The sequence below is a fragment of the Dyadobacter fanqingshengii genome (genome assembly GCF_023822005.2).
Lineage (GTDB): Bacteria > Bacteroidota > Bacteroidia > Cytophagales > Spirosomataceae > Dyadobacter > Dyadobacter fanqingshengii.
In genome coordinates, this window is sequence record NZ_CP098806.1 from 382,043 (window position 1) to 404,719 (window position 22,677).

The 22,677-nt window shown below is 44.9% G+C and carries 21 protein-coding genes; 10 read left to right on the forward strand and 11 right to left on the reverse strand.

What is annotated here, in order from left to right:
- Window positions 1–2 precede the first annotated feature (2 nt).
- The 6 genes from NFI81_RS01515 to apaG form a co-directional block, all read right to left on the reverse strand.
- Window positions 3–2,045 carry a sialate O-acetylesterase gene (locus NFI81_RS01515; protein WP_234614640.1) on the reverse strand — a complete coding sequence of 681 codons (2,043 nt, stop codon included), beginning with the start codon at window positions 2,043–2,045 and terminating at the stop codon, window positions 3–5.
- Window positions 2,046–2,135: 90 nt separating this feature from the next.
- Window positions 2,136–3,113 (reverse strand): glycoside hydrolase family 43 protein, encoded by a 978-nt coding sequence (locus NFI81_RS01520; protein WP_234614639.1) that lies wholly within the window; start codon window positions 3,111–3,113, stop codon window positions 2,136–2,138.
- Window positions 3,114–3,164: 51 nt separating this feature from the next.
- The gene (locus NFI81_RS01525) at window positions 3,165–4,310 is read right to left on the reverse strand and encodes a hypothetical protein (RefSeq protein ID WP_234614638.1); all 1,146 of its coding nucleotides are present in this window, start codon (window positions 4,308–4,310) and stop codon (window positions 3,165–3,167) included.
- The gene (locus tag NFI81_RS01530; RefSeq protein WP_234614637.1) at window positions 4,307–5,278 is read right to left on the reverse strand and encodes a DUF2157 domain-containing protein; all 972 of its coding nucleotides are present in this window, start codon (window positions 5,276–5,278) and stop codon (window positions 4,307–4,309) included. The genes NFI81_RS01525 and NFI81_RS01530 overlap by 4 nt, the downstream gene beginning before the upstream one ends.
- Window positions 5,279–5,384: 106 nt before the next feature.
- Window positions 5,385–6,161 (reverse strand): O-methyltransferase, encoded by a 777-nt coding sequence (locus NFI81_RS01535; RefSeq protein WP_234614636.1) that lies wholly within the window; start codon window positions 6,159–6,161, stop codon window positions 5,385–5,387.
- Between the two features lie 41 nt (window positions 6,162–6,202).
- The gene (apaG, locus tag NFI81_RS01540; RefSeq protein WP_234614910.1) at window positions 6,203–6,589 is read right to left on the reverse strand and encodes a Co2+/Mg2+ efflux facilitator ApaG/CorD; all 387 of its coding nucleotides are present in this window, start codon (window positions 6,587–6,589) and stop codon (window positions 6,203–6,205) included.
- A gap of 152 nt (window positions 6,590–6,741) precedes the next feature.
- Between apaG and ung the strand changes: the two genes are divergently transcribed.
- On the forward strand, window positions 6,742–7,407 hold the full coding sequence (gene ung / locus NFI81_RS01545) for a uracil-DNA glycosylase (RefSeq protein WP_234614635.1): 666 nt from the start codon (window positions 6,742–6,744) through the stop codon (window positions 7,405–7,407).
- Between the two features lie 65 nt (window positions 7,408–7,472).
- Here the strand turns inward: ung and NFI81_RS01550 are convergent, their stop codons facing one another.
- Entirely contained in the window at window positions 7,473–7,877 is a 405-nt protein-coding gene (locus NFI81_RS01550) for a Dabb family protein (RefSeq protein ID WP_234614634.1), read from the reverse strand.
- A 501-nt stretch (window positions 7,878–8,378) separates the two neighbouring features.
- On the opposite strand from NFI81_RS01550, the gene NFI81_RS01555 reads away from it, so the two are divergent.
- Window positions 8,379–9,251: a zinc dependent phospholipase C family protein gene (locus NFI81_RS01555; RefSeq protein ID WP_234614633.1), complete on the forward strand. Its 873-nt coding sequence runs from the start codon at window positions 8,379–8,381 to the stop codon at window positions 9,249–9,251.
- Here NFI81_RS01555 and NFI81_RS01560 read toward each other — a convergent pair.
- From NFI81_RS01560 to ald, 3 genes are all read right to left on the reverse strand, one after another.
- Complete coding sequence (locus tag NFI81_RS01560) at window positions 9,248–9,766, reverse strand: DinB family protein (RefSeq protein WP_234614632.1); 519 nt, start codon at window positions 9,764–9,766, stop codon at window positions 9,248–9,250. The two genes, NFI81_RS01555 and NFI81_RS01560, sit on opposite strands and share 4 nt — an antisense overlap.
- A 61-nt stretch (window positions 9,767–9,827) precedes the next feature.
- The gene (locus NFI81_RS01565; protein WP_234614631.1) at window positions 9,828–11,606 is read right to left on the reverse strand and encodes a DEAD/DEAH box helicase; all 1,779 of its coding nucleotides are present in this window, start codon (window positions 11,604–11,606) and stop codon (window positions 9,828–9,830) included.
- A gap of 458 nt (window positions 11,607–12,064) precedes the next feature.
- Window positions 12,065–13,180 (reverse strand): alanine dehydrogenase, encoded by a 1,116-nt coding sequence (ald, locus tag NFI81_RS01570; RefSeq protein ID WP_234614630.1) that lies wholly within the window; start codon window positions 13,178–13,180, stop codon window positions 12,065–12,067.
- 182 nt (window positions 13,181–13,362) lie between these two features.
- Here ald and NFI81_RS01575 point away from each other — a divergent pair, with 182 nt between their 5' ends.
- From NFI81_RS01575 to lepB (NFI81_RS01610), 8 genes are all read left to right on the forward strand, one after another.
- The gene (locus NFI81_RS01575; protein ID WP_234602157.1) at window positions 13,363–13,824 is read left to right on the forward strand and encodes an Lrp/AsnC family transcriptional regulator; all 462 of its coding nucleotides are present in this window, start codon (window positions 13,363–13,365) and stop codon (window positions 13,822–13,824) included.
- Window positions 13,825–13,901: 77 nt separating this feature from the next.
- Window positions 13,902–14,924, forward strand: a complete 1,023-nt coding sequence (locus NFI81_RS01580) for a radical SAM protein (RefSeq protein WP_234614629.1) — start codon at window positions 13,902–13,904, stop codon at window positions 14,922–14,924.
- A 165-nt stretch (window positions 14,925–15,089) separates the two neighbouring features.
- Window positions 15,090–15,887, forward strand: coding sequence for a ParA family protein (locus NFI81_RS01585; RefSeq protein ID WP_082214306.1), 798 nt, complete (start codon window positions 15,090–15,092; stop codon window positions 15,885–15,887).
- A 27-nt stretch (window positions 15,888–15,914) separates the two neighbouring features.
- Entirely contained in the window at window positions 15,915–16,829 is a 915-nt protein-coding gene (locus NFI81_RS01590; protein ID WP_082214307.1) for a ParB/RepB/Spo0J family partition protein, read from the forward strand.
- 2 nt (window positions 16,830–16,831) lie between these two features.
- Window positions 16,832–17,527, forward strand: coding sequence for a DUF5683 domain-containing protein (locus NFI81_RS01595; RefSeq protein ID WP_234614628.1), 696 nt, complete (start codon window positions 16,832–16,834; stop codon window positions 17,525–17,527).
- Window positions 17,528–17,552: 25 nt separating this feature from the next.
- A complete protein-coding gene (dapB, locus tag NFI81_RS01600; RefSeq protein ID WP_234614627.1) occupies window positions 17,553–18,266 on the forward strand; it encodes a 4-hydroxy-tetrahydrodipicolinate reductase in 714 nt (237 codons plus the stop codon).
- Window positions 18,267–18,299: 33 nt separating this feature from the next.
- Window positions 18,300–19,436: a signal peptidase I gene (lepB, locus tag NFI81_RS01605; RefSeq protein WP_234614626.1), complete on the forward strand. Its 1,137-nt coding sequence runs from the start codon at window positions 18,300–18,302 to the stop codon at window positions 19,434–19,436.
- Window positions 19,437–19,571: 135 nt separating this feature from the next.
- Entirely contained in the window at window positions 19,572–20,750 is a 1,179-nt protein-coding gene (lepB, locus tag NFI81_RS01610) for a signal peptidase I (protein ID WP_234614625.1), read from the forward strand.
- A gap of 50 nt (window positions 20,751–20,800) precedes the next feature.
- On the opposite strand, the gene NFI81_RS01615 is transcribed toward lepB (NFI81_RS01610), so the two are convergent.
- Window positions 20,801–22,624, reverse strand: coding sequence for an alpha-amylase family glycosyl hydrolase (locus NFI81_RS01615; protein ID WP_234614624.1), 1,824 nt, complete (start codon window positions 22,622–22,624; stop codon window positions 20,801–20,803).
- Window positions 22,625–22,677: the final 53 nt, after the last annotated feature.

The window sequence follows — 22,677 nt, forward strand, 5'->3', positions numbered from 1 at the left end:
CCCTATCGGACGAGCACTTTTTTCGACCAGATTTTATCCCCTGCTTTCAGTCTGATAAAGTGATAACCTGAGGAATGCTCCGGAATATGGATGGAAGGATCGGAGCCCTGCGATACAGGCTCATCGCTAAGTGCCTGACCATTAAAGTTTAACAGCGAAATGGTCCCCTTTACCTGCTTTTTCATTTGGACGGTCAGCTGCTGCCCTTTTTGGACAGGGTTAGGGAAGACGGTGAACATGGCGTCACCGTCCTTTTCAACACCGGTCACAATGGTCGTTTCGATTTCGGCATAGCCGTAGTCCGCTGTTTCAGAAAGTTTACTAACGCCCTTCAACCTGAAATATGCTTTTTTCGATTGCGCTGCATTTTTGTCAATGTAAGCATATGTTGCGCTGTCGAGTTGTGCAATGCTTTTGTATTCAGTTTCACCTTCGAGCTTCCTTTCCAGCACATAATCCGAAACGCCGGGCACTTTTTCCCAGGTTAGTTTCACATCACCGCTGGGTTCCAGTTGAGCCGCCAGTTCAGGCGCATTCAGACTTTCCCCGATCGGCACTTTGAAGAATGTAAAAGCACGCATACCCAATGTATTTTTGATAAATGGGCCATTGAGCGGGTAATAAGGTCCATTCTCCGGTGTGTACATGGGCATGAGGTCCATTGTCGTTGCTTGCTGAGGGGCTCTCAATTCCAGAGTGATACGATTTCCCTCTGCCTTCGCCGACGCCACCGAACCGGATTCGCCATTGAAATAGAAAAAATCTTTCATGTCCAGCGTAACCTGTGTATTAGGCTTATAAGGTTCAGGATACAAGAGATCCTGTCCTTCATCGAATACCAGGATTACCTGCTTTTTCTCGGCCGTTTTGTAAAATATCTTCTTGATATTGGGCGAGTTAATGTTTGCTGTATCTTTCAAACTATAAAAATCCCGGGCGATAAGTCGCGAGAGTTCCAGGCCTCCTTGCTTGTTTCCCTCTTTCCCGTAATGCAACCCGTCGAATTCTTTTGTTCCTACGGTCGCCAGTGAGCGGAGGTCCGGGTAAATGTCGGGCAGCCTGCGCTGGTAATCCCTAACTTCGGCCCCAACCGGTGAAGGGTAATAAATAACATCGATCTGGAACACATATATTTTGCCCAGATTTGCAAGGTCCTGTTTTAGGTTTTTTCTCAACAAATCAAAATTTTCTGACCAGTTTCCGCCCTCATGGTAAGCCTCGCTTTCGCCCTGACGGAAAATGTAAGCTTTCACGGAGCTAGCCAAACCGCCTTTTTGAAGCCGGTAAAGCATCCGGCCATAGCCGTTATGCAGGTCGGCATGGTTGCTTTCGGTCCTTTGCGCATGTGCAAAAGCCGACGACCAGTGAAAACCGGCATTAATAAGGCAATTGGGCACACCGGAATGCTGTATCAGTTGTTTTTGGATTTCCAGGCCCATCGTCCCAACGCCGTTGCTATAGGGATGTTGATTGGAAAACGCCCACAACGTATCTGCTGGATTGTAAGCGCCTGTATTGAGGTCGGCGGTAATTTTCCCAAAAGTGCGGCAAAAATGGCTGGTGTCGGTTTCTGTAAAAAAGCCGGTGGAATTGGATTGCCCTGAAACCACGTAAACGTCTCCGGCCACCACATTTTTGCGTTCCACAATCAATGTTGAATCCGTGCCTTTGCAGAGATATACTTTAAAATTGTAGTTGGCCAGCTCAGCCTTGATCTTTGTTTCGGTTGAAAACGAGCCAGCGCCTTTGTCGTATTTGAGTTCGGCACGCAAGTATTTTTCAACCGCATTATTCCTCAAAACCTGCACAGACAAATAGTTATAACCCGCCGTTTCGACGATTCCTGCGATCGGGACTGTGGCCTCACTCTGTGCATTGCGGGGATACAGCTGCGAATCTTGCGGGAGCTTACTGAAAATAACAGGGGTAATGCGTTGTGCCAGTGCAATGTTGGCTGATAATGTTATTCCAAAAAGTAAAAACCACTGGAATTTAAAAAGGCGAAGGGAGCTTAAAATTCTAAGGAGTAGAAATTGGAATTTCACAGGCAACTGACTTTTGAGTTGGAATCCAACAAATATAATCAGTTGCGCTGTGCATTAGTAACTTGAAGTTGATTATTGATCACTTTTTACTCATTTCAAAGTGACCGGCCCGACGCCTTCTTTGGTTATTTTAACCGGATTGATCTCACCTTTTTCATTAAAAGTCATGATATCAATGCATGTTTCGCGGTGGTTACCATCGGTTTCCGTTAAAGGGCGTCTGTGGTAAACAATGAACCATTGATCCTTGCCCGGAACCTGGATCACGGAATGGTGCCCTGCTCCGCGTGCCACTTGCGGATCCTGTTGCAATATTTTTCCAACCCTTTTGAATGGCCCGAAAGGAGAGTCCGCAACGGCATAAGCAACCGAATAATTGGGTCCAGTCCAGCCGCCTTCCGACCACATGAAGTAATATTTTCCGTTTCTGATAAACATAAACGGGCCTTCTACATAGTTTTCAGGCGTTATCTCACGAAAAATTGTGCCGTCTTCGAAAGGAATGAAGCCTGTAAAATCTTTGTTAAGCTTGGCCACATTGCAATGCTTCCATCCGCCGTAAAACAGATAATGCTGACCGTCCTTGTCTTTGAATACAAACTGGTCAATAGGCTGAGCGCCATTATGGAATTTATCGATCAAAGGTTTTCCCAAATGATCCTTAAACGGACCTTCCGGACTATCTGAAACCGCTACACCGATGCCGCCTTTTTCCTGGTCGTTCTGAATGTCGTTAGCACCGAAGAAAAGATAATATTTTTTGTCTTTCTCGATGATGGAAGGTGCCCATACAGCGCGTTTTGCCCATTTGATGGCTGCTGTATCAAGGATAGCAGGATGTTTTTTCCAGGTGATCATATCCTCAGACGAAAACGCATCAAGGAAAACCTGTTTTTCGTAAGGTGCTGAAAATGTGGGGTAAATGTAGAACCGTTTGTTGAAAATTATGCCTTCCGGATCTGCATACCAGCCTGGGAAGACGGGATTGCCAGCGGTTCTCTGAATGGTTTGAGCGGATGAACTCAGGCCGCAAAGCAGCAGCGCAATGGATAAAATCGATGTTTTCATTTTAGGACGTTGCAAGAAAAGAATGAGGCTAAGTTCTGAATTTTTGCCCAATTAATATGTCTCTCCTGCACCGCCGCCTCCAAAATTCCCGCCACCGAATTCAACATTATTGCCTTCAACCGGCGTCTGACCAAGGTGTTGCGCCACCAGTATGGCTTCCAGGTTGGCCAGTTTTCGCTTTCCTTCCTGCTCGTCCGAAAGCCCGTGTTTTGGCGTATGAAGGTATTTTATCAAAGCTGCAGAGAGCATAATCATGGCCATGCCAGCAATTGCAAGTTCCTGTGCTGGCGTGAAAGGGCTGAAATAATGTCTGTAAGTGTAAACGGACAGTGCGAATGCAACCAATCCCAGGATGAGCAAGATCCGGTCTTTTTTTCTCAAACCAAAAAATATGTAAACGACCGGAATGCTAAGTGTGAAGACGTAAAACAACGGAGCAAAGGGAATTTGCGGCGCAAACGGGAGGTTGAGATCATTCAATAAAGCATTGCCTTCGCGAACGATCAGATAATTTCCGCCCAGGTAAAATGTCGCCAGCGATAAAATCTCGATCAGCTTGGTGCACCTTTCGTAATATGTGCTTTTGTCTTTTCTGACAAGCGAATATATCACAGCTGAAAGCGCCATCACCGCAAAAGGAAGGATTGCTTTACCAACCGGAAATTTCATCATAATGTTACCCAAAAGTCCGAATAACAGTAAAAAAGCGCTCGTAGCTGTAACCATATCTGCATAACGCAGCGTGGCTGTGAAGGCAAAAGCAAACATGATAATGCAGTATTGCCAAACTTCCAGATTATCAAACAGTGAAACAAATGGGACCACTGCGGCGCCCATGGCAGCATATAGCAGCGCGTTATCCACGCCAGAATGATAGAGGCCGTTTTTTTTAATCAAAAATTCGAGGAAGAAGATGAACCCTGCCATACAAATCAAGCTGATGACCGAAATGTTTTCACCAGCACCATTGCCGATCAGAAATAGCGACACAAATCCCGATGCGAACGAACACGCAATGAGCGTAAAAATGAAAAGACCGATCTTGACAAAAATCCCGGGCCTGTAAAATTGCTGCGGAAAAGCGTTCCTTGCACTTTCAAGTTGTTCCTGCGAGATCAGTTTTTTCTCAGACCAATGATCTGCGGTGTTGAGAATGTGCAGGTTGTCGATCCAGGTTTCGTTGTAGGCCTTTTTCATTTTTTGATCCCTAAGAATTTTTTAAAATGGAGTAAGAAATAAACCACACCGAGACTGGTAAACAGGAAGTAAAAGGTCCCGAAAGTGAAGGAGGCGTCGTCGGATTCGATATTGGAAAAAATGAGATAAGTAATGATGATATAGCCATATACTATGCCCATTAGCAGAAAAAGCAATGATTGTGCGAAGCGGGCCCGCTGAATGAAGAATGCGGAAAGTGCCAGTCCGGCAATAATGTAAATCAATTCGGCATTATCACTCAAAATTCCCGTGATGGCAGCGAGTACGGCCAGGTTTCCGCCCAGGAAAATGTAGGTAAACGAGAAGTGTTTTTTAATGTGCTGCTTTTCAGATGCCCAGCCTGCAATGCATAACACGGTCCCAAGAATCACGGCAGTTGCCAGCAACCTGTCTTCGGTAAAGTCGTTTTCTGCAAGAACGGAAAGCGGTGCGACGGTAAGTCCAAGCCACGAGGCAAGCCCGGTTAATGCCATGGAAAGCACGCCTTTATGATCAAAACGATAGGCGCAGAAAAAGAAGATAATGGTGGGAATGATCACAGCCAAACCATAACGCGTTCCAAAAACATTGTATTGGAATTGGAGATAACCTTCCAGGATCAGGAACGTGGTGCAGCCGAGCAACAGAATGTAATCGGCCAGTTTCTTTGGATTTTTGACTTGCCCATTGCTATACGGAAGCGCGTGCTTGTAAGTGTAAAAAAAGCACCAGCCGGTAAGTGCCGCAATGAGCGCGATAATGACCTGATGGCCAATGGTGTCAATGTTTTCGTAGATAATGACTCCGATGCCTGAACTGAAAAGAACGATGCCTAAATAAAGAATTGATCGCAGTTCCCAGTGGAGCGAAAATGACTTATTCTTCTCGTAATCAGCAATTAATACGGCCTGTTCGTCGGATATAACAGCCTTATCGACAAATGCTTTAAGGATTGTTTGTGTATTCATTCGGATGGAAAGAGGGGTGAGTAAAAGTCAGCAATTATATAAAGAATGCTATGAACTTCTGCGCTTACTTATCCAACGGAGCGTGCGGCTTATAAAGCGGTTTTGGTCAGAATCTCAGTGTGAAATGCTCCTTAACCTGCTCTTTTCTGAAAAACACCAGCCCAATCCAGAACAAATCTACGGTTAATGTGACCTGCGGATGTTTTTTTATGACCTCCCATGCCTGGGTCATTTCATCAGACCAATAAATATCGTCAAAAATAAAGACGGAATCATTGTGCATGTAGGGGAGGCAATCCTCGAAATATCTGACCGTAGGCTCATAACGGTGATTGGCGTCGAAGTAAGCGAAATCGAGCTTGGGGCGTAATTTAGCCAGTGTTTCTGGTAATGTCTGGTCAATGTTACCGAGGACGATATCAATGTTCTCAGCATTCAGTTTTTTAAAATTCTGTTGCGCAATGCCTGCCGTGGCCGGGCAACCTTCAAAAGTCAGGATACTGGCATCCGGCTTGGCTTTTGACAAATATAATGTGGTAAGGCCTAATGAAGTGCCCAGTTCGAGAATCGTCTTGGGTTGAAATCTTTGGACAAGCCTGTTGAAGAGTTTGCCAAATTTCTCAGGCTTCTCGGCATTTCTGGCAATAGTGCCGATTTTTCTGAGGTTGGATTTATTGACCCGCGAACCTGCGCCCAGATCCAGGATGCTAATCTTCTCGTTGGATGCCAGCAGTTCTTTGCGCAGTTTTTTCAATACAGCATAATCCGGATTTGAATCCTTTTTTGCGGCAATTACCTGAGTATAAAAGTCAAAAATAAAAGGAGAATGGATGGAATGCTCGTTACCAGAGCGAAGCAAATACTTTAAATAGGCTGCAATCAATGGGAAAATATTTAGTAAACCGACGAGCTGAGGCTGGTTAATCAGTTCATTCTGTAAGGTGCGATTAGGGAAAATGCGGGGATAATCACGCGGAACTGCCGACCGTCCAGCACACGTTCCATCAGATACGTTCCGGCCATTTTACCCAGGTCCGTACGCAAGTTGCATCCCGAAACGTAATCGTGCACATCTCCCGGTTCCAGGATCGGCTGCAACCCTACAATGCCGGCTCCTTCCACTTCTCTTACGGTTCCGTTCGCGTCGTAGATGAGCCAATGCCTTCTTAAAAGTTTCACGGTGTGCTCGCTGTGATTTTCAATCAGGATCTTATATGTGAACACAAAATGATCCTGCCCCGGATTGGAATAGTCGGGCTGATATTCAGTTAATACGGTGACTTTCACACCATCTGTCACTTCGGAAACCATATGGATGAGGGTGTTTGGGCGTTTTGCGTTGGTATGGGGAATCGGCCTGAACCGGATTTGCATTACTTTCTGCTAAAACGAAAATAACAATCAATTACTGATAAAACCAAAACAAAATAATATAATTTGGGTTTCGAATCAAAAACGATGAGATGGACGTAAAAATAGAGCAATCGTGGAAAGAAAGGCTGGAACCGGAATTTGAGAAGCCTTATTTTTCGGAGGTTACGACTTTTGTAAAACAAGAATACACCACCAAGCAGATATTTCCGCCAGCCAAGCAAATTTTCAATGCATTCAACTATTGCAGCTTCGACGACTGCAAAGTTGTGATACTGGGCCAGGATCCTTATCATGGTCTGGGACAGGCGAACGGCCTTTGTTTTTCGGTGAATGACGGCGTTCGCATGCCGCCTTCGCTAATCAATATCTTTAAGGAAATCCAGGATGATCTTGGGAAGCCTGTCCCAAAAACAGGAAATCTCGAAAGATGGGCAAAACAAGGTGTTTTATTGCTGAATGCAACATTAACCGTTGAGAGCGGGAAAGCCGGCTCGCATCAGAATAAGGGCTGGGAGCGTTTCACGGATGCGGTTGTTAAATGTGTGTCCGACGAGAAAAAGAACGTCGTATTTATGCTTTGGGGGCGTTATGCGCAGGACAAAGGCAGCATTATAAAAGCGGAAGATCATTATGTGCTCAAATCAAAACACCCGTCGCCCATGTCTGCAAATGGTGGAGGCTGGTTTGGAAACGGCCATTTTAGTAAGGCCAACGCTTATCTGGAAAGTAAGGGACTGGAACCTATTGATTGGTAGAAACAAAAAAAAGAGTCGGGATGCCCGGCTCTTTTTAAGATTTTCACTCCTATTACTATTGTAAATTATTTTTCAATGTTGGAGTTCATCTCCAAAACATTGTCCCAGTTTTCCTCGTTAGCCTCTACAAATTGCTTGCGGTCGGCATTGGCTGCATATTGTGCTGCTCCCTCTTTCGTTCTGAATGTCAGGTAATGGATCACATCGAACTGATTTTCACTTCCTTCCAATTTCTGAACATGGCCTGCTGAATAAGCCACTACATCTTTCACTGCGTTTTTCATCGAAGCGAAATCGCGCAAATGTTTTTCAACGTCTTCATTGGTTGTTCCTGACTTGAACTTGATACAAACCACGCGCTGAATTTCGGCTAGTTTGTGAGGAACATAAGCGCCGTAAATGACAAGCATAAAAACGCACAATGCAAAGACTGGTATTAAATATCCTAATGTTTTATTTCTGGTTCTCATTATTTCAAAATCTGATAATCATTCTAAATTTTCTTATACAAAGATAAAGCATTAATTATTAATTGCATTATTTATATATAAAATATAACTTATATTGATTTTATCGGCATTAGCGAAAGAAATGCTAATAGTGTTGGAAAAACTCAAAATAAAATTTGGTGTATGGTTTGGGGCTGTGAAGTGTAATTTGTGTTAACCAGCATTGTAAAATGCGATGTTACACCACATTTTTATTTGTGGTTTAAAAATCTAGTTTTCAAATGCAGGTTACCGTTACTTTTTTTTGCAAAAGCCGTATAAACAGGTTGAAGGGTATAAAAACGACCCTCAAAACATTATATGGATGTAAAATCTGGCGGGAATAAAAAATTGTTAGAAAAAAACGCCTTTTTAAGACAACCGCAGCTGAACTCATGCCTGTTTATCTGCATACTTCTCACCTTAACCTCTATTAATCCACATTGGGGGTTCTGGGCACACAAGCGAATTAACCGGCTGGCCGTGTTTCGCCTGCCGCCGGAAATGCAAGTTTTTTATAAAAAGAACATTGACTTCATCACGGAAAACGCCGTTAACCCGGATCAGCGTCGATATGCTGTGGTAGGAGAGGCAGAGCGGCATTACATTGATCTTGATGTGTACGGGGACAGCGCTTTGAAGGTCTTACCAAAATTCTGGAACGAGGCTATTCGGCGGATCGGAGAAGACAGTTTGCGCAAGCATGGGATTGTCCCCTGGTACATTCAAACCGGTGCTTACCAGTTAACGGAGGCATTTAAAGAAAAAGATGCGCGAAAAATCCTGAGAATTTCGGCAGACCTCGGACATTACATTGCCGACGCACATGTGCCCCTGCATACAACCCGGAATTACAATGGACAATTAACGGGTCAGGAAGGTATTCATGGTTTCTGGGAATCGCGGCTGCCAGAATTATTCGCTGAGAATTACGACCTATGGATAGGTCAGGCAATGTATCAGGACAATGTTGCTAGTGTAGCATGGCAAACCGTGGCAGATTCGCATGCCGCAACAGATTCGGTGTTTTTGTTTGAAAAACAGCTAAGCGCTTCATTCCCAACCGACAAAAAATTCAGCTACGAACTTCGCAACAATGTGCTTACCCGAACTTATTCACTGGAATTCTCAACCAAATATCATGAAATGCTAAACCATCAGGTCGAGCGGAGGATGAAGGCTTCTGTTAAAATGGTGGGTGATATCTGGTTCACCTGCTGGATCAATGCTGGGCAGCCGGACCTGAGCACGCTGAAAGATTTTTCTTTGCAGGAAAGTGATCAGCAGGATCAGCAGGCCGAAAGCCAGTCATGGATCAAACGTCTTTTCCAAATCAGACCGGAAAGCGAAGATTAGATGCTTTGTTCAAGAATGCGGGCCGTTACCAACAACTGGCCCGTGTGCCGCTGTGTATGCTCTGCCGCGTGAAACAGCAAGCCCAGGTGTGTGGACGGCAACATAGCACGGCCTACATAACGGATTTGTGTAAGTGTCTCCTTATCCGTATGTTTCAACTGCATTAGCGCAATCATGATTTGCTTGTTGAATGTTTCCAGCAACTCTGAAACATCAGATTCTGCGGAGGATGGCTTTCCCTCAGATTTCAAATAAGCAAGCTGATTTTCGCTCAGCGATTCTGCTCTGGCGTAAGTGAAAAGGCGGTCGAGAACGCCGGTAAGGTGTTGTAAATGAAAGCCTACGGATGCAACATGGGCGGGGCGTTCCCATAATAACGTGCCGGGGAAGTTTCTTAGCTGTGCATTGATTTCCTCTTGTGCCTGCAAAAGCGCGTGCGCAACAGGCTGCAAGTAATCTGAGATTTCAGGTAGCGGCCCTCTTAGCCACACTTCGGGTTTCGGTTGATTTTGCATCACGAAAAGTAACAAAAAAAGGGACCTTTTTACAAGTCCCTTTTTTATCTGCTTCAATAACTTATTTAGCGATATCAATTTGTACAGGCTTACCTTTAATGGTGTTGCCGTCCATAGCACGCAAAACCGCACGGGCGTCACGCTCAGGAACATCTACAAATGTGAATTTGTCATAAATATCAATGGCTCCGATCGTTTTGCCCGGAATGTTCGCTTCGCCAGCAATGGCTCCAACGATATCTTTTGGCAAAATATGATCTTTACGGCCAAGGCTTAGGAATAAGCGGGTCATGCCAGCTTCCGGCGTTGCCGAACGTTTAGACTCGTCGCGGGTGCCTTCAAATCTCGGACGTGACTCGCCGCGTGCAGCTGGTGCATAACGATCGTTTCCGCGTGGTGCGCTTTCTCTGCGATCTCCAAAACGGCTTCCACCGGTCGATGGACGACGTTCGAACCTGTCACTTCCGCCTTCCCTGCGTCCGTCACGTTCGCCGCGTCTTTCTTCCCATGCCAGGTTAGAATCCGCATATTCGTTTTTCTGAACGCCCATGATTTGCTTCGCCATTGCGCCTACAACTTGCTCCGTAGAGTAACCTGCGTGCTGCAACATTTCAAGCACATCGCCGAAAAGCTCCTGATCGTCGCCTTCTTTGATAGATGCAGAAATGCTTTCAACGAAACGTGCCTTACGCACACCTACGATATCTTCGTAAGAAGGAATTACTCCTTTTTCAATTTTTACTTTGGTAAAACCTTCAATGGTTTTCAAACGATATTTTTCATCACGGGCAACCAGTGAGAATGCTTTTCCGGACAAACCGGCACGACCTGTACGGCCGATACGGTGTACGTAATATTCTTCGTCCAAAGGGATATCGAAGTTGATCACGCCATCCAGTCCGCTTACGTCAATTCCACGTGCTGCAACGTCGGTAGCCACAAGAATGGTTGTTACACCCGCCTTGAACTTGCTCATTACATTGCTACGCTGCTGCTGGCGCAAATCGCCGTGAATTCCTTCCGAAGCATAACCTCTCAATTGAAGATCTTCAACGATTTCGTCTACTTTTCTTTTGGTATTACAAAAAACAAGCAGCGATTTCAAATGATGCATATCAATCAAGCGCGTCATTACTTCAACCTTCGCTTGTGGCTTCACTTCAAAATAAACTTGCTCAATGTTAACATTAGTCAATTCATTACGAACCACTTTGATCAGAATAGGATCAGTCTGGAAACGTTTTGTAATGGACATAATTGGTTTCGACATTGTTGCCGAGAACAGGATCGTCTGACGGTCAGAGGGCATATCTGCCAAAATGCTTTCGATGTCCTCGCGGAAACCCATATCAAGCATTTCATCTGCCTCGTCAAGCACCATCATGCGCACCTCGTCAAATTTCAACGTTTTGCGTTCCATATGGTCCATTACACGACCAGGCGTTCCTACAACAATATGAACGCCTTTTTTAAGCGAGCGGATCTGACGGTCGATAGAATCACCACCGTAGATTGCTTCAATTCTAAGGCCTTTAATATATTTAGCCAAACGGCCAATTTCTTCTGAAACCTGCACCGCCAATTCGCGGGTAGGGCAAAGCACCAATGCCTGAACAGCATTGCTGGATACGTCAATTCTTTCTAGTACAGGGATACCAAAGGCGGCTGTTTTACCAGTTCCCGTTTGGGCTTGTCCAATCACGTCGGATCCCTGCATTACGGCCGGAATTCCTTGTGCTTGAATGGGTGAGGGTTTAGTAAAACCCATTTCAGTAAGGGCTTTAAGAATGTTTTCTGAGAGACCAAGCTCTTCAAAAGTTTCGAAATTTTCAGTAGTCATTATATTTATTTTTGTATTAATTCTTGGGTATAAAAATGATAGTCAACTTGTTACGGCTATTTGAATGCTGCTGCGGGTCGCCGTAACAGAAAACGTATCGTAGATCAGCAGGCTCGATGGATTATTGTCAGAAACAACAAAATTGTCCCGTAACCAAAATTCAAAGCCAAATTGTAAACTAATTCAAAAGGGGATTGCGCAAAGCCCACCACAAACCATCCGTGGGGTCCTGCATGAGAACGGTAGTGCCAACCAGGCGAATTTTAAGGTTGGTAGCGAATCTAAAAGTGCTAAACCGTGTAAGAAGCAGAGAAACGAACGGATGTTCGTTCAAATTTTATGCAAAAGTAAGGAAATGTTTCGAAATAACAATATCAGTGTGAAAATAATTGTAATATTTCGTGAAATGAAAAACCTGACCAGCTTTGCAGCCAGCCAGGTCATATTAGCTAGGTTTGTTATTGAAATACTTCGTTTACGTCGGTGTACGGAAGGTTCCAGGCATCTGAGACGCCTTTAAAAACCACTTTTCCGTTCACTACATTGAGTCCTTTGCGTAGCTCTTCATTGGTAGCGCAAGCACCTTTCCAGCCGTTATTTGCCAGGTTAAGCGCATAAGGCAATGTTGCATTTGTCAAAGCAAGGGTAGAAGTGTAGGGCACTGCGCCGGGCATGTTGGCCACGCAATAATGCACCACGCCGTCCACTTCGTAAATAGGATCTTCGTGGGTTGTCGCTTTGGAAGTTTCGAAACATCCGCCCTGGTCGATGGCAACGTCGACCATGACTGTGCCGGGTTTCATTAATTTAAGCATATCGCGTGTGATCAAAGAAGGTGCTTTTGCTCCCGGGATCAGCACGCCGCCAATGATGAGGTTTGTGCTTTTGATCAGCTCGCGAATGTTGTATTCGTTGGACATGACCGTATCCACATTCGCCGGCATAATGTCTTCCAGATATCTTAATCTCGGCAAGCTGATATCCACGATTGTTACATTGGCACCCAGGCCAGCGGCCATTTTAGCAGCCTGTGTTCCTACAATCCCTCCGCCCAGCACGAGCACGTTGGCCGGCTTAACACCCGCAACGCCTCCTAAAAGAATCCCGAAACCGCCCATTGGTTTTTCGAGATATTTGGCACCTTCCTGAATCGCCATTCTGCCCGCAACTTCGCTCATTGGAACGAGCAATGGCAAGCTTCTGTCTGTTTTTTCAACTGTTTCGTAGGCAAGACAAACTGCCTTGCGCTCGATCATAGCGTGCGTTAACGGTTCGGAAGATGCAAAGTGGAAGTATGTGAATAGTAGTTGGTTCTCTTTGATAAGGCCATACTCGGTTGCGATCGGCTCTTTTACTTTAATGATCATTTCGGCGATGGCATACACTTCCTCGATTGTGGCAAGGATCACGGCGCCGGCTTCGGCATATAGTTCGTCGCTGAAACCGCTGCCTTTACCTGCTTCCACCTGCACATATACTGTGTGTCCGTGCTTGCGAAATTCGGTTACTCCGGCGGGCGTTACGGCTACACGGTTTTCATTGTTTTTAATTTCTTTGGGAACACCAATGATCATTGGACAGTCAGTTTTATAGTGTAGGCACTGGAATTTATTGCAGTTGACAAAAGTACTTTTTGTAGAAAAAAGATGCTATCTCTGGCCAAAAGGACAGGAAAAAAAACTATTTTTGATACTAATTGTAAGAAAATATTCGGCGATATTCTTTCACACGGTGAATGAGCGATAAAAAATACTTTATGCAACCCGACCTGACGGATCGTAAAATAATGGAATTGCTGCAAGCTGATTCCCAATTGACAATCAAGGAGATAGCGAGCAGGATTAATTTGTCGGTGACGCCGGTCCACGAGCGGATCCGCAAACTGGAAAAGGAGGGGATCATCGATAAATATGTTTGTCTGCTCAACCGGCGTAAACTAGGAAAAGCGCTCGTGGTTTACTGCAATGTAACTTTGGACAAACAGCGGAAAGAGAGCTTCGAGGATTTCAACCAGGCCATTGTGAAAATGAGCGAGGTGCTCGAATGTTCGGTGGTTTCCGGCAACTTCGATTATATGCTGAAAGTGATCGTGGAAGATGCGGAAGCCTACAATCAATTTTACCAGCACAAACTTTCTGCCCTGAAAAGTGTGTTACACATCAGCAGTTATTTCGTAATTTCCGAAATCAAGTACACGACGGGAATCGCCGTGGTGTAGATAGGCTGCAACATTGTTTTTTGATTTTCCTGATTACCAGGCGGCTAGCATCTGCTAATTGCCCAAAGCCATAAATAATGAATAAAAATTTTAAAGATGGCCTGAACCTGATGTCCAAGGTTACACCCAAACGGGCATGGAATGCCATCCAGATATTGAGCAGCTATTTTTATTCAAAAGCAACGGGTAACCCGGTCCATTGGGGAATGCCGATCGCTATTTCATTTGAACCCACCACTTCCTGTAATTTAAGATGCCCCGAATGTCCAAGCGGCTTGCGCTCATTCACCCGTCCGACTGGAATGATGGAGGAGAAATTGTATAAAAAGACCATTGATGAACTTGCCGACACACTATTATATCTGATTTTTTACTTTCAGGGAGAGCCTTATCTGCACCCAAAATTCTTTGAACTCGTGCAATATGCGCATGACAAAGGCATTTACACAGCCACGTCAACCAACGCACATTATCTGACGGACGAAAAAGCGAAGAAAACGGTTGAGTCCGGTTTGGATCGTTTGATCATTTCCATTGATGGCACCACGCAGGATGTTTACCAGCAATATCGCATTGGCGGAAATCTGGAAAAGGTTTTGGAAGGAACGCGCAACATTATCAAGTGGAAAAAAGAATTGAAATCTGCTACGCCGCACGTGATTTTCCAGTTTTTGGTGGTGAAGCCCAATGAACATCAGATTGAAGATGTTAAAAGGCTAGCCGAAGAAATGGGTGTGGATGAAGTGGGATTGAAAACGGCGCAGATCTACGATTACGAAGAAGGCTCGGACTTGATCCCGACCATTGAAAAATACTCGCGTTACGAAAAAGCCGAAAGCGGCCGCTATTCGATTAAAAACAAATTTGTGGACCATTGCTGGAAAATGTGGCATTCTTGTGTCATTACCTGGGACGGCGCTGTGGTGCCTTGCTGCTTCGATAAAGATGCGGAATATCAGCTCGGCGATATGAAGCGCGAAACCTTCCGTCAGCTTTGGAAAGGTAAAAAGTATAGTGATTTCCGGGCATCGCTGATTCGCTCCCGTTCCGAGATCGAAATGTGCAAAAACTGCACCGAAGGAACGCAGGTCTGGGCGTGAAACACTTCTCAAAATTGGCTTGTTTTTATTTTTAATTAAATAATAATCTGAAATAAGTAATTAACATTCAGTTACTTATATGATTTATTTGAAACTCCGTGGAACATTTTTTGGTGAATTGCCCCGAATAATAGAAATTTGACCTTGGGTAACTCAAATGAATACATGGGCAAAGTAATTGCAATTGCAAACCAAAAAGGAGGAGTAGGGAAAACGACAACTGCTATTAATCTTGCGGCAAGCCTCGCCGCGCTTGAATTCCGCACGCTGATCATCGATGCTGACCCGCAGGCCAATTCAACTTCCGGACTTGGGTTTAATCCGCAGGAAATGGAAAACAGCATTTACGAATGCATGGTGGAGCAGGCCAAAACGGCGGATATTATCCTTGAAACCGATTTCCCGAATTTAAATTTATTACCCTCACACATTGATCTCGTAGGCGCGGAAATAGAGATGATCAATCTCAAAAACCGCGAACAGCGCATGAAAGATGCCATTGCCGAGATCCGTGACGACTACGATTTTATCATTATAGACTGTTCACCCTCGCTCGGGCTTATCACCATCAACAGCCTTACTGCCGCCGATTCGGTCATTATTCCGGTTCAATGTGAATATTTTGCATTGGAAGGCTTGGGTAAGCTTTTGAATACCATCACCATTATCCAATCCAGGCTTAATACGGCACTGATCATTGAAGGCATTCTGCTGACGATGTATGACCTGAGGCTCCGGCTTTCCAACCAGGTTGTGAATGAGGTGACCAGCCATTTTGAATCACTTGTTTTCAACACCATTATCCCTCGAAATGTACGTATCAGTGAAGCGCCGAGCTATGGAATTCCTGTTATGGCGCAAGATGCGGACAGTAAGGGAGCGGTGAGCTATTTAAATCTTGCCCGGGAAATTCTCAGTAAAAACGGTTTGCTATCCTCTGATAAACAGTTGGGTGTAAACTAAATAAATGGTTTGAATAGCGAGAAAGCAATGGAGAACAGTAAAGCGAAGAAAATGACAGGATTGGGAAGAGGCCTCGGAGCGCTTCTTCAGGATTCTGAAAAGGTAAACACGCATCGCACCAAGGAGCGACCTTCTTCCACAGACGTGGTAGGTTCCATGAGCGAGATTGATGTAAGCCTTATTGAGGCAAATCCTTACCAGCCCCGCACGAAGTTCGATCAGGAATCCTTGCAAGAATTGGCGGATTCCATTCGTGTTCAGGGCATTATCCAGCCCATTACCGTAAGACAATTGTCCGAAGACAGCTATCAGCTGATCTCCGGCGAAAGACGTTTGCAGGCTTCCAGGTCTATTGGAATGACTGCAATTCCTGCCTATATAAGAACTGCCAATGACCAGCAAATGCTGGAAATGGCGCTGATCGAGAACATTCAACGTGAAAATCTCAACTCCATTGAGATTGCGCTCAGCTATCAAAGGCTGATTTTGGAATGTAATCTTAAACAGGAAGAACTTGGTGTGCGCGTTGGGAAAAACCGGACGACAGTTAACAATTATATAAGGTTACTAAAACTGCCGCCTGTGATACAGGCTGCACTTCGGGATAACCAGATCAGCATGGGCCACGCCCGCGCCATTATCACGATTAACAGCGATCAGAGCCAATTAAAGATTTTTAACAAAATAATTGAAGAGGGCTGGTCTGTGCGAAAAGTGGAAGAGGAGGTCAGAAAGCTGGGAATGATGAGTAATATCTCGTTTGCGAGCAAAAAACAGGCAACAATTAATCAAGAAATTAAGTCGTTACAGTTTCAATTATCGTCCTTTTTCGGGGCTAAGGTTTCCGTAAAAAGCAATAATGATAACAAAGGTGAAATTAAAATCCCCTTTGGCTCGCAGGACGAGCTCAAAAAGATTCTGGAAACACTGAAATTTAAATAAACTTGAAAAACTGGTTTTGGCTTATCGTAGTGGTGTTATTTTCTGAGGAAGCGATAGCGCAAAAAACACAAAAAGACACTGTGCAGCGCGGTGCGGTCCAGATCATTACGGCGGATAGCACCGTTATTTCGGCAGTGGATTCATTGACAGGGAAAAAAAAGGAAAAGAAGTTTTTCCCGGTTCCTAAAACGGCAACGAGACTTGCATTAATACCCGGAGGCGGGCAGATCTATAACAGGGATTACTGGAAACTTCCTATTGTTTACATTGCATTCGGAGGTGGATTGTACGCATATTATCTCAACTCGCTGAAATACCACGATTATTTGGACACTTACCGGTCATTTTATGATATGGATCCGGACAGTCCTAATTACGGAGATCCGATTCCAGGGTACACACCGGATTTAGAGAAGCGGATCAGGGTGCGTAATTTGCTGAATACCAATAGCGTTTACACGGAAGCTACGCGCGATCAGGCTGCGAGAGGCAAGAATTACTGGAGGCGTAACCGGGGGTTTGCTTTAATTGTGTCCGGATTGATTTATACATTGTCTATCATTGAAGCCAATGTAGCAGCGCACTTGAAGACATTTGATTTATCGGAAGACCTGACTTTAAGGGTTGAGCCCAAACTGAACCAACCGCAAATGCTGACACCCACGCCGGGATTAAGGCTTGTTTTTAACCTGAAATAATTAGTACTGAATAAATTTACGCTTGATGAGGATTTTATTATTGGGGTATGGAAAGATGGGGAAAACGATCGAGAAAATTGCACTTGAAAGAGGACATTCGATCGTAGGGAAAATTGATATTGATAACCGCTCGGAAATGGATTCGCTGAAACCAGCCGACGTGGATGTTGCCATTGAGTTCAGCGCTCCCGAAGCTGCCTATAACAACATTACTTATTGTCTAAAAAAAGGATGGCCTGTAGTGAGCGGCACTACCGGCTGGCTCGAACATCGTTCCGAAATTGAAAAGCTCTGCCTAGAACAGAACGGTGCCTTCTTTTACGCATCCAATTACAGCATTGGTGTAAACCTTTTCTTCCGCCTCAATCGCCAGCTGGCCAGGTTGATGAACGGGCATGGTTACGAACAATCCATGACCGAAATCCACCACATTCACAAGCTGGATGCACCCAGCGGCACTGCTATCACGCTGGCCGAGGCTATCACAGATGAAATTGACAATCTGGAAGGCTGGAAGCTTGCTCCTGAGAATGAGCGTGGTTACCTGCAAATCACTTCATTAAGAGAAGGAGAAGTGCCGGGGACTCACATTGTTCGTTATGAATCGGAAGTGGATACCATTGAAATTTCGCATACAGCACACAGTCGCGCGGGTTTTGCACTGGGAGCGGTGGTTTCCGCAGAATGGCTTCCGGGCAGAAGCGGCGTATTTGGCATGAATGACCTCCTGAAAATTTAAATAATAACTCTTTAACAATCAATTGAATATAGCATGGCTATTAATAAAGAAATGACTTCCCGAACTGCTCACACCGGCAAAAGAAAATCGCCGGTGAGGGAATGGTTCGATTCCATACTTTTTGCTGTTGTCGCTGCGACCCTGATCCGCTGGTTGTTTTTCGAAGCATTTACGATCCCGACGCCGTCCATGGAGAACAGCCTTCTGGTAGGTGATTTCTTGTTTGTTAGCAAGCTGCATTATGGCACCCGGACGCCAAAAACGCCTTTGCAAGTGCCCTTGACGCATCAGACCATTTGGGGAACAAACATTCCTTCTTACAGCGATGCAATTCAATTGCCCCAATATCGCCTACCCGGTTTCAGTGAAGTGAAACGCGGGGACGTTGTCGTTTTCAACTACCCACCGGAATTGCAGCATCCGGTTGATCTTAAAACAAATTATATCAAACGCTGCATGGGATTGCCGGGCGACAAGCTGGAAGTGAGAGACTTACAGGTTTATGCCAACGGCACTGTGGTGGAGAATCCGGTTCGTATGGAGAATGAATACTTCGTAGCCACGACAACTTCGGTGAATGAGGAAAAAGTATTTAAAGAAAATGGCGTCTCAGAATACAATGCTTATACTGAGAGCTTTAATGATACAATCCCTTCCAATGACCAAATGGGATATCTGGTTTTCACGACTGTTGACATTGCGGCAAAACTGAAATCCTATGATTTCGTAAAAGGTATTACACTGGTTAAATCTTCAAAGGACATTAGCGAGCCGATGCTTTATCCAAACTCGTCGCTATTCAAATGGAACCGTGATAACTATGGCCCGATCACCGTTCCTAAGGAGGGCGCCACGGTTCAATTGACACCTGAAAATATTGCCACTTACGGTCCGGTCATTAAAAACTATGAGGGACTTGAAGGCGTGGAGCTGGACGAAAAGTCTGTGAAAGTGGCTGGCAAGGCCATCACGAGCTATACATTCAAGCAGGATTATTATTTCATGATGGGTGATAACCGCCATAATTCAGCGGATTCGCGCTATTGGGGTTTCGTTCCGATGGATCACATTGTTGGCAAGGCGGTTTTTGTCTGGATGTCCATTGATCCAAATCCGACGAGCTTCGTGAACAAAATCCGTTGGAACCGCTTGTTTCGGGTGATTAACTGAGAAATATCATCCGGTGAAAAATAGGGAACGTCATCACGTTCCCTATTTTTTTATATATATAAATAAACATAATATAATTGTTTATTTATTATTACGATAAACATTATATTGCTGAAAAATTCTAGTTCAGCATTTATGTCTGTCACTTCTATTCCTCAAAAGCCGCAACAAACCAGACAGAAAAAATCTGGTTTCAGAGAATGGCTGGATTCTGTCGTATTCGCGGTTATAGCGGCTACGTTGATCCGCTGGCTTATTTTCAGCGCCTTTGTCATTCCCACACCTTCCATGGAGAATTCGCTTTTAGTGGGGGATTATCTCTTTGTGAGCAGGTTACACTATGGAACTACCACGCCGGTAACGCCCTTGCAGTTGCCGCTGACCCACCAGACAATCTGGGGCACAAACATTCCTTCCTATTTCGACTGGATAAAATTGCCTCAATACAGACTTCCCGGATTTACCGACATTAAGCGTGGCGATGTGGTCGTGTTCAATCTGCCTGTGGAGCATCCCGATGCATATAATAAATACAGCTCAGTACTACCCGATTTGCATCCGCATCCGCTGGACCTCAGGTCAAACTACATTAAAAGATGTGTGGCTATTGCAGGCGACAAGCTCGAAGTGCGGGGAGGGCAAGTTTATGTGAACGGAACGGCGCAGGCGAATCCGGTTCGTATGCAGAGCGAATATTTTGTTTCTACAACCACCGCAGTCAACGAGCAAAACGTTTTTCGCAAAAACGGCATCACAGACTTCTCACAGTTTACCGAGACTTTTAATGACACCATTGCATCCAACGACGAGTCGGGTTATATCATTAAAACAACCAGTACGCTTGTTGAGAAACTGCGAGATCTGGATTTTGTAAAAAGGGTCGAACCCATCCATACAAGTAAGGGCTTGAAGGAGCCTTATCTGTTTCCTGCAACGGACTTATTGTATTGGAACAAAGACAATTATGGTCCGATTGATATACCAAAAAAAGGAGTTACCATTCCCATGAATGAGCTGAACATTGCGCTTTACGGAGAGGTTATCAAAAATTACGATGGCAATGACGACCTGGAAATTAAGAATGGAAAGATCTTGCAAAGTGGCAAAGCGCTTACCAGCTATACATTTCGCCAGGATTATTATTTCATGATGGGGGATAACCGCCATAATTCGGCAGATTCAAGATATTGGGGCTTTGTGCCCAAAGACCACATTGTAGGAAAAGCGGTTTTTGTATGGATGTCGATTGATCCTGATCCCGCCAGTTTTGTAAACAAAATTCGGTGGGACAGAATTTTCAGAATTATTGAATAGCAAAAAAGACCGGTGATGAGCCGGTCTTTTCTATTATGATAGGTTTGTTATTAATCTTCCTGAGAGAATACAAGCGCTGAGTACGGCGGGATCTGCAATGTGGCATGGACAGGCAAACTGTCAAATTCACCATCCATTGTTTCAATGTCAAACACACCCAGATGCGAGAATTCCGGATCGTATTGTTCATTATCGCTGTTGAATCGCAGGTGCCATTTGCCGGCTCTAGGGAAACCAACTTTATAGTCATGGAATGTTTCAATTGCGAAGTTCAACACGACAACAACGCTGTCTTTTGGCCCGCCTTCACTCCAACGGTGCATCACGATCACTTTCTTATCCTTATCGGCGCGAATGATCTGGACATGCTGGCCTTGAAGCCCCTTTGTTACACCGAACCAGTTTCGGCGCATATGGATCATATCACGGTGTAAAGTTGCGAATCCGCTGAATTTTTCGAGTCTTGTCCAATCAATTGGGTCGCTGTCAGAAAACCATTTGTCCTCTAACAAAGGCTGTCCCTGGAAAACCATGGGAATGCCTGGTGAAGTAAGCACTAACGCGACCCCAAGAGCAGCGCGTTTTTTGGAATACCAATTATTCACATCGCCATTGGCAATCTCTTCTGCGACGCGCGCCTGTCCATTGGCCACTTCGTCGTGTGATTCTGTATAAATAATGCGTTGAAAGGAGTCCTCATTGTAGCGGTGCGTAATTGCTTCAACAACATCCTCCATATTACGATCCTGATCGTTAGCGGTGATAATGGCTTCACGAACCGAATGCACAAATCGGGCATCCCACTGCGAACCATAACCCAGGCCACCATCTTCAACGGAATCAGTAATGAAATCCAGCGAATGCATATCTTCGGCGATGGTGATGCAGTTAGGGCAATTTTCACGAATATCTTTATTGATCCATTGCATTAAGGAAATGCCTTCCGGGATGTCGTTACCTGGATTTCCGTCTGCTTTTACATTCCGAATGTAAGGAACCATATCCATTCTAAGCCCGTCTACACGGAAATCACGCAACCACATCATAGCATTGTCATGAATGTATTGCCTTACTTCGCCGCGTCCAAAATCCGGCCGGGTGCTTCCCCATGGCGTTTCGGCACGCCAGTCGTTATAGAAGTAAATGCCTCCGCCGTCGTTCTCGTGCCAGCCATCAAACTGCCAGATATCCAGATCAGATGGGCCAAAGTGATTGTAGACCACATCCAGGATTACGGCTATTCCGGCTTCATGTGCTGCTTTCACGAATGCCTTCAACCCATCAGGGCCGCCGTAGTCGGATTCTATCGCAAAAGGACTTGCGGGATTATATCCCCAGGAGCGTGATCCGGGGAACTCAGAACAGGGCATTAATTCAACAGCGTTGAATCCCATGTCTTTGAGGTAAGGCAATTTTTCAATGGCCGTGTATAATGTGCCAACCTGGCCTTCTTCTTTCACGTGAAATGTTCCCACATGCAGTTCATATATAACCAGTTCGTGCCAGCTGGGGATTTGAAAGCTCACATCCTGCCAGTCGAAGCTCGCATGATTGTAAACCACACAATTTCCTGCGGAATTGGTCATTTTTAATGAATAAGGATCATTTCTGTACAAATCACCTGCGGGTGTTTTCAAAACAAACTTATATTCATCGCCTTCCTTAGAATTCTCAACTAATACACCCCAATGGCCATTTTCTTCCTGCGAAAGGGGATTGGCATCTGCTTTCCAATCATTAAAACTTCCAACAACTGAAACACCTTCTGCGTGTGGTGCCCATACTCTGTAATAGACTCCTTCGGGGTGACACGTCGCACCCATTCCTTCAAAACTCTGAACCGGTTCTGTTTCAGCGGTCTGTAAATTATCCATATTCCCTTTGAGGATTTTTGTTATTTTTGATTTATCTTCATTACGTATATAGG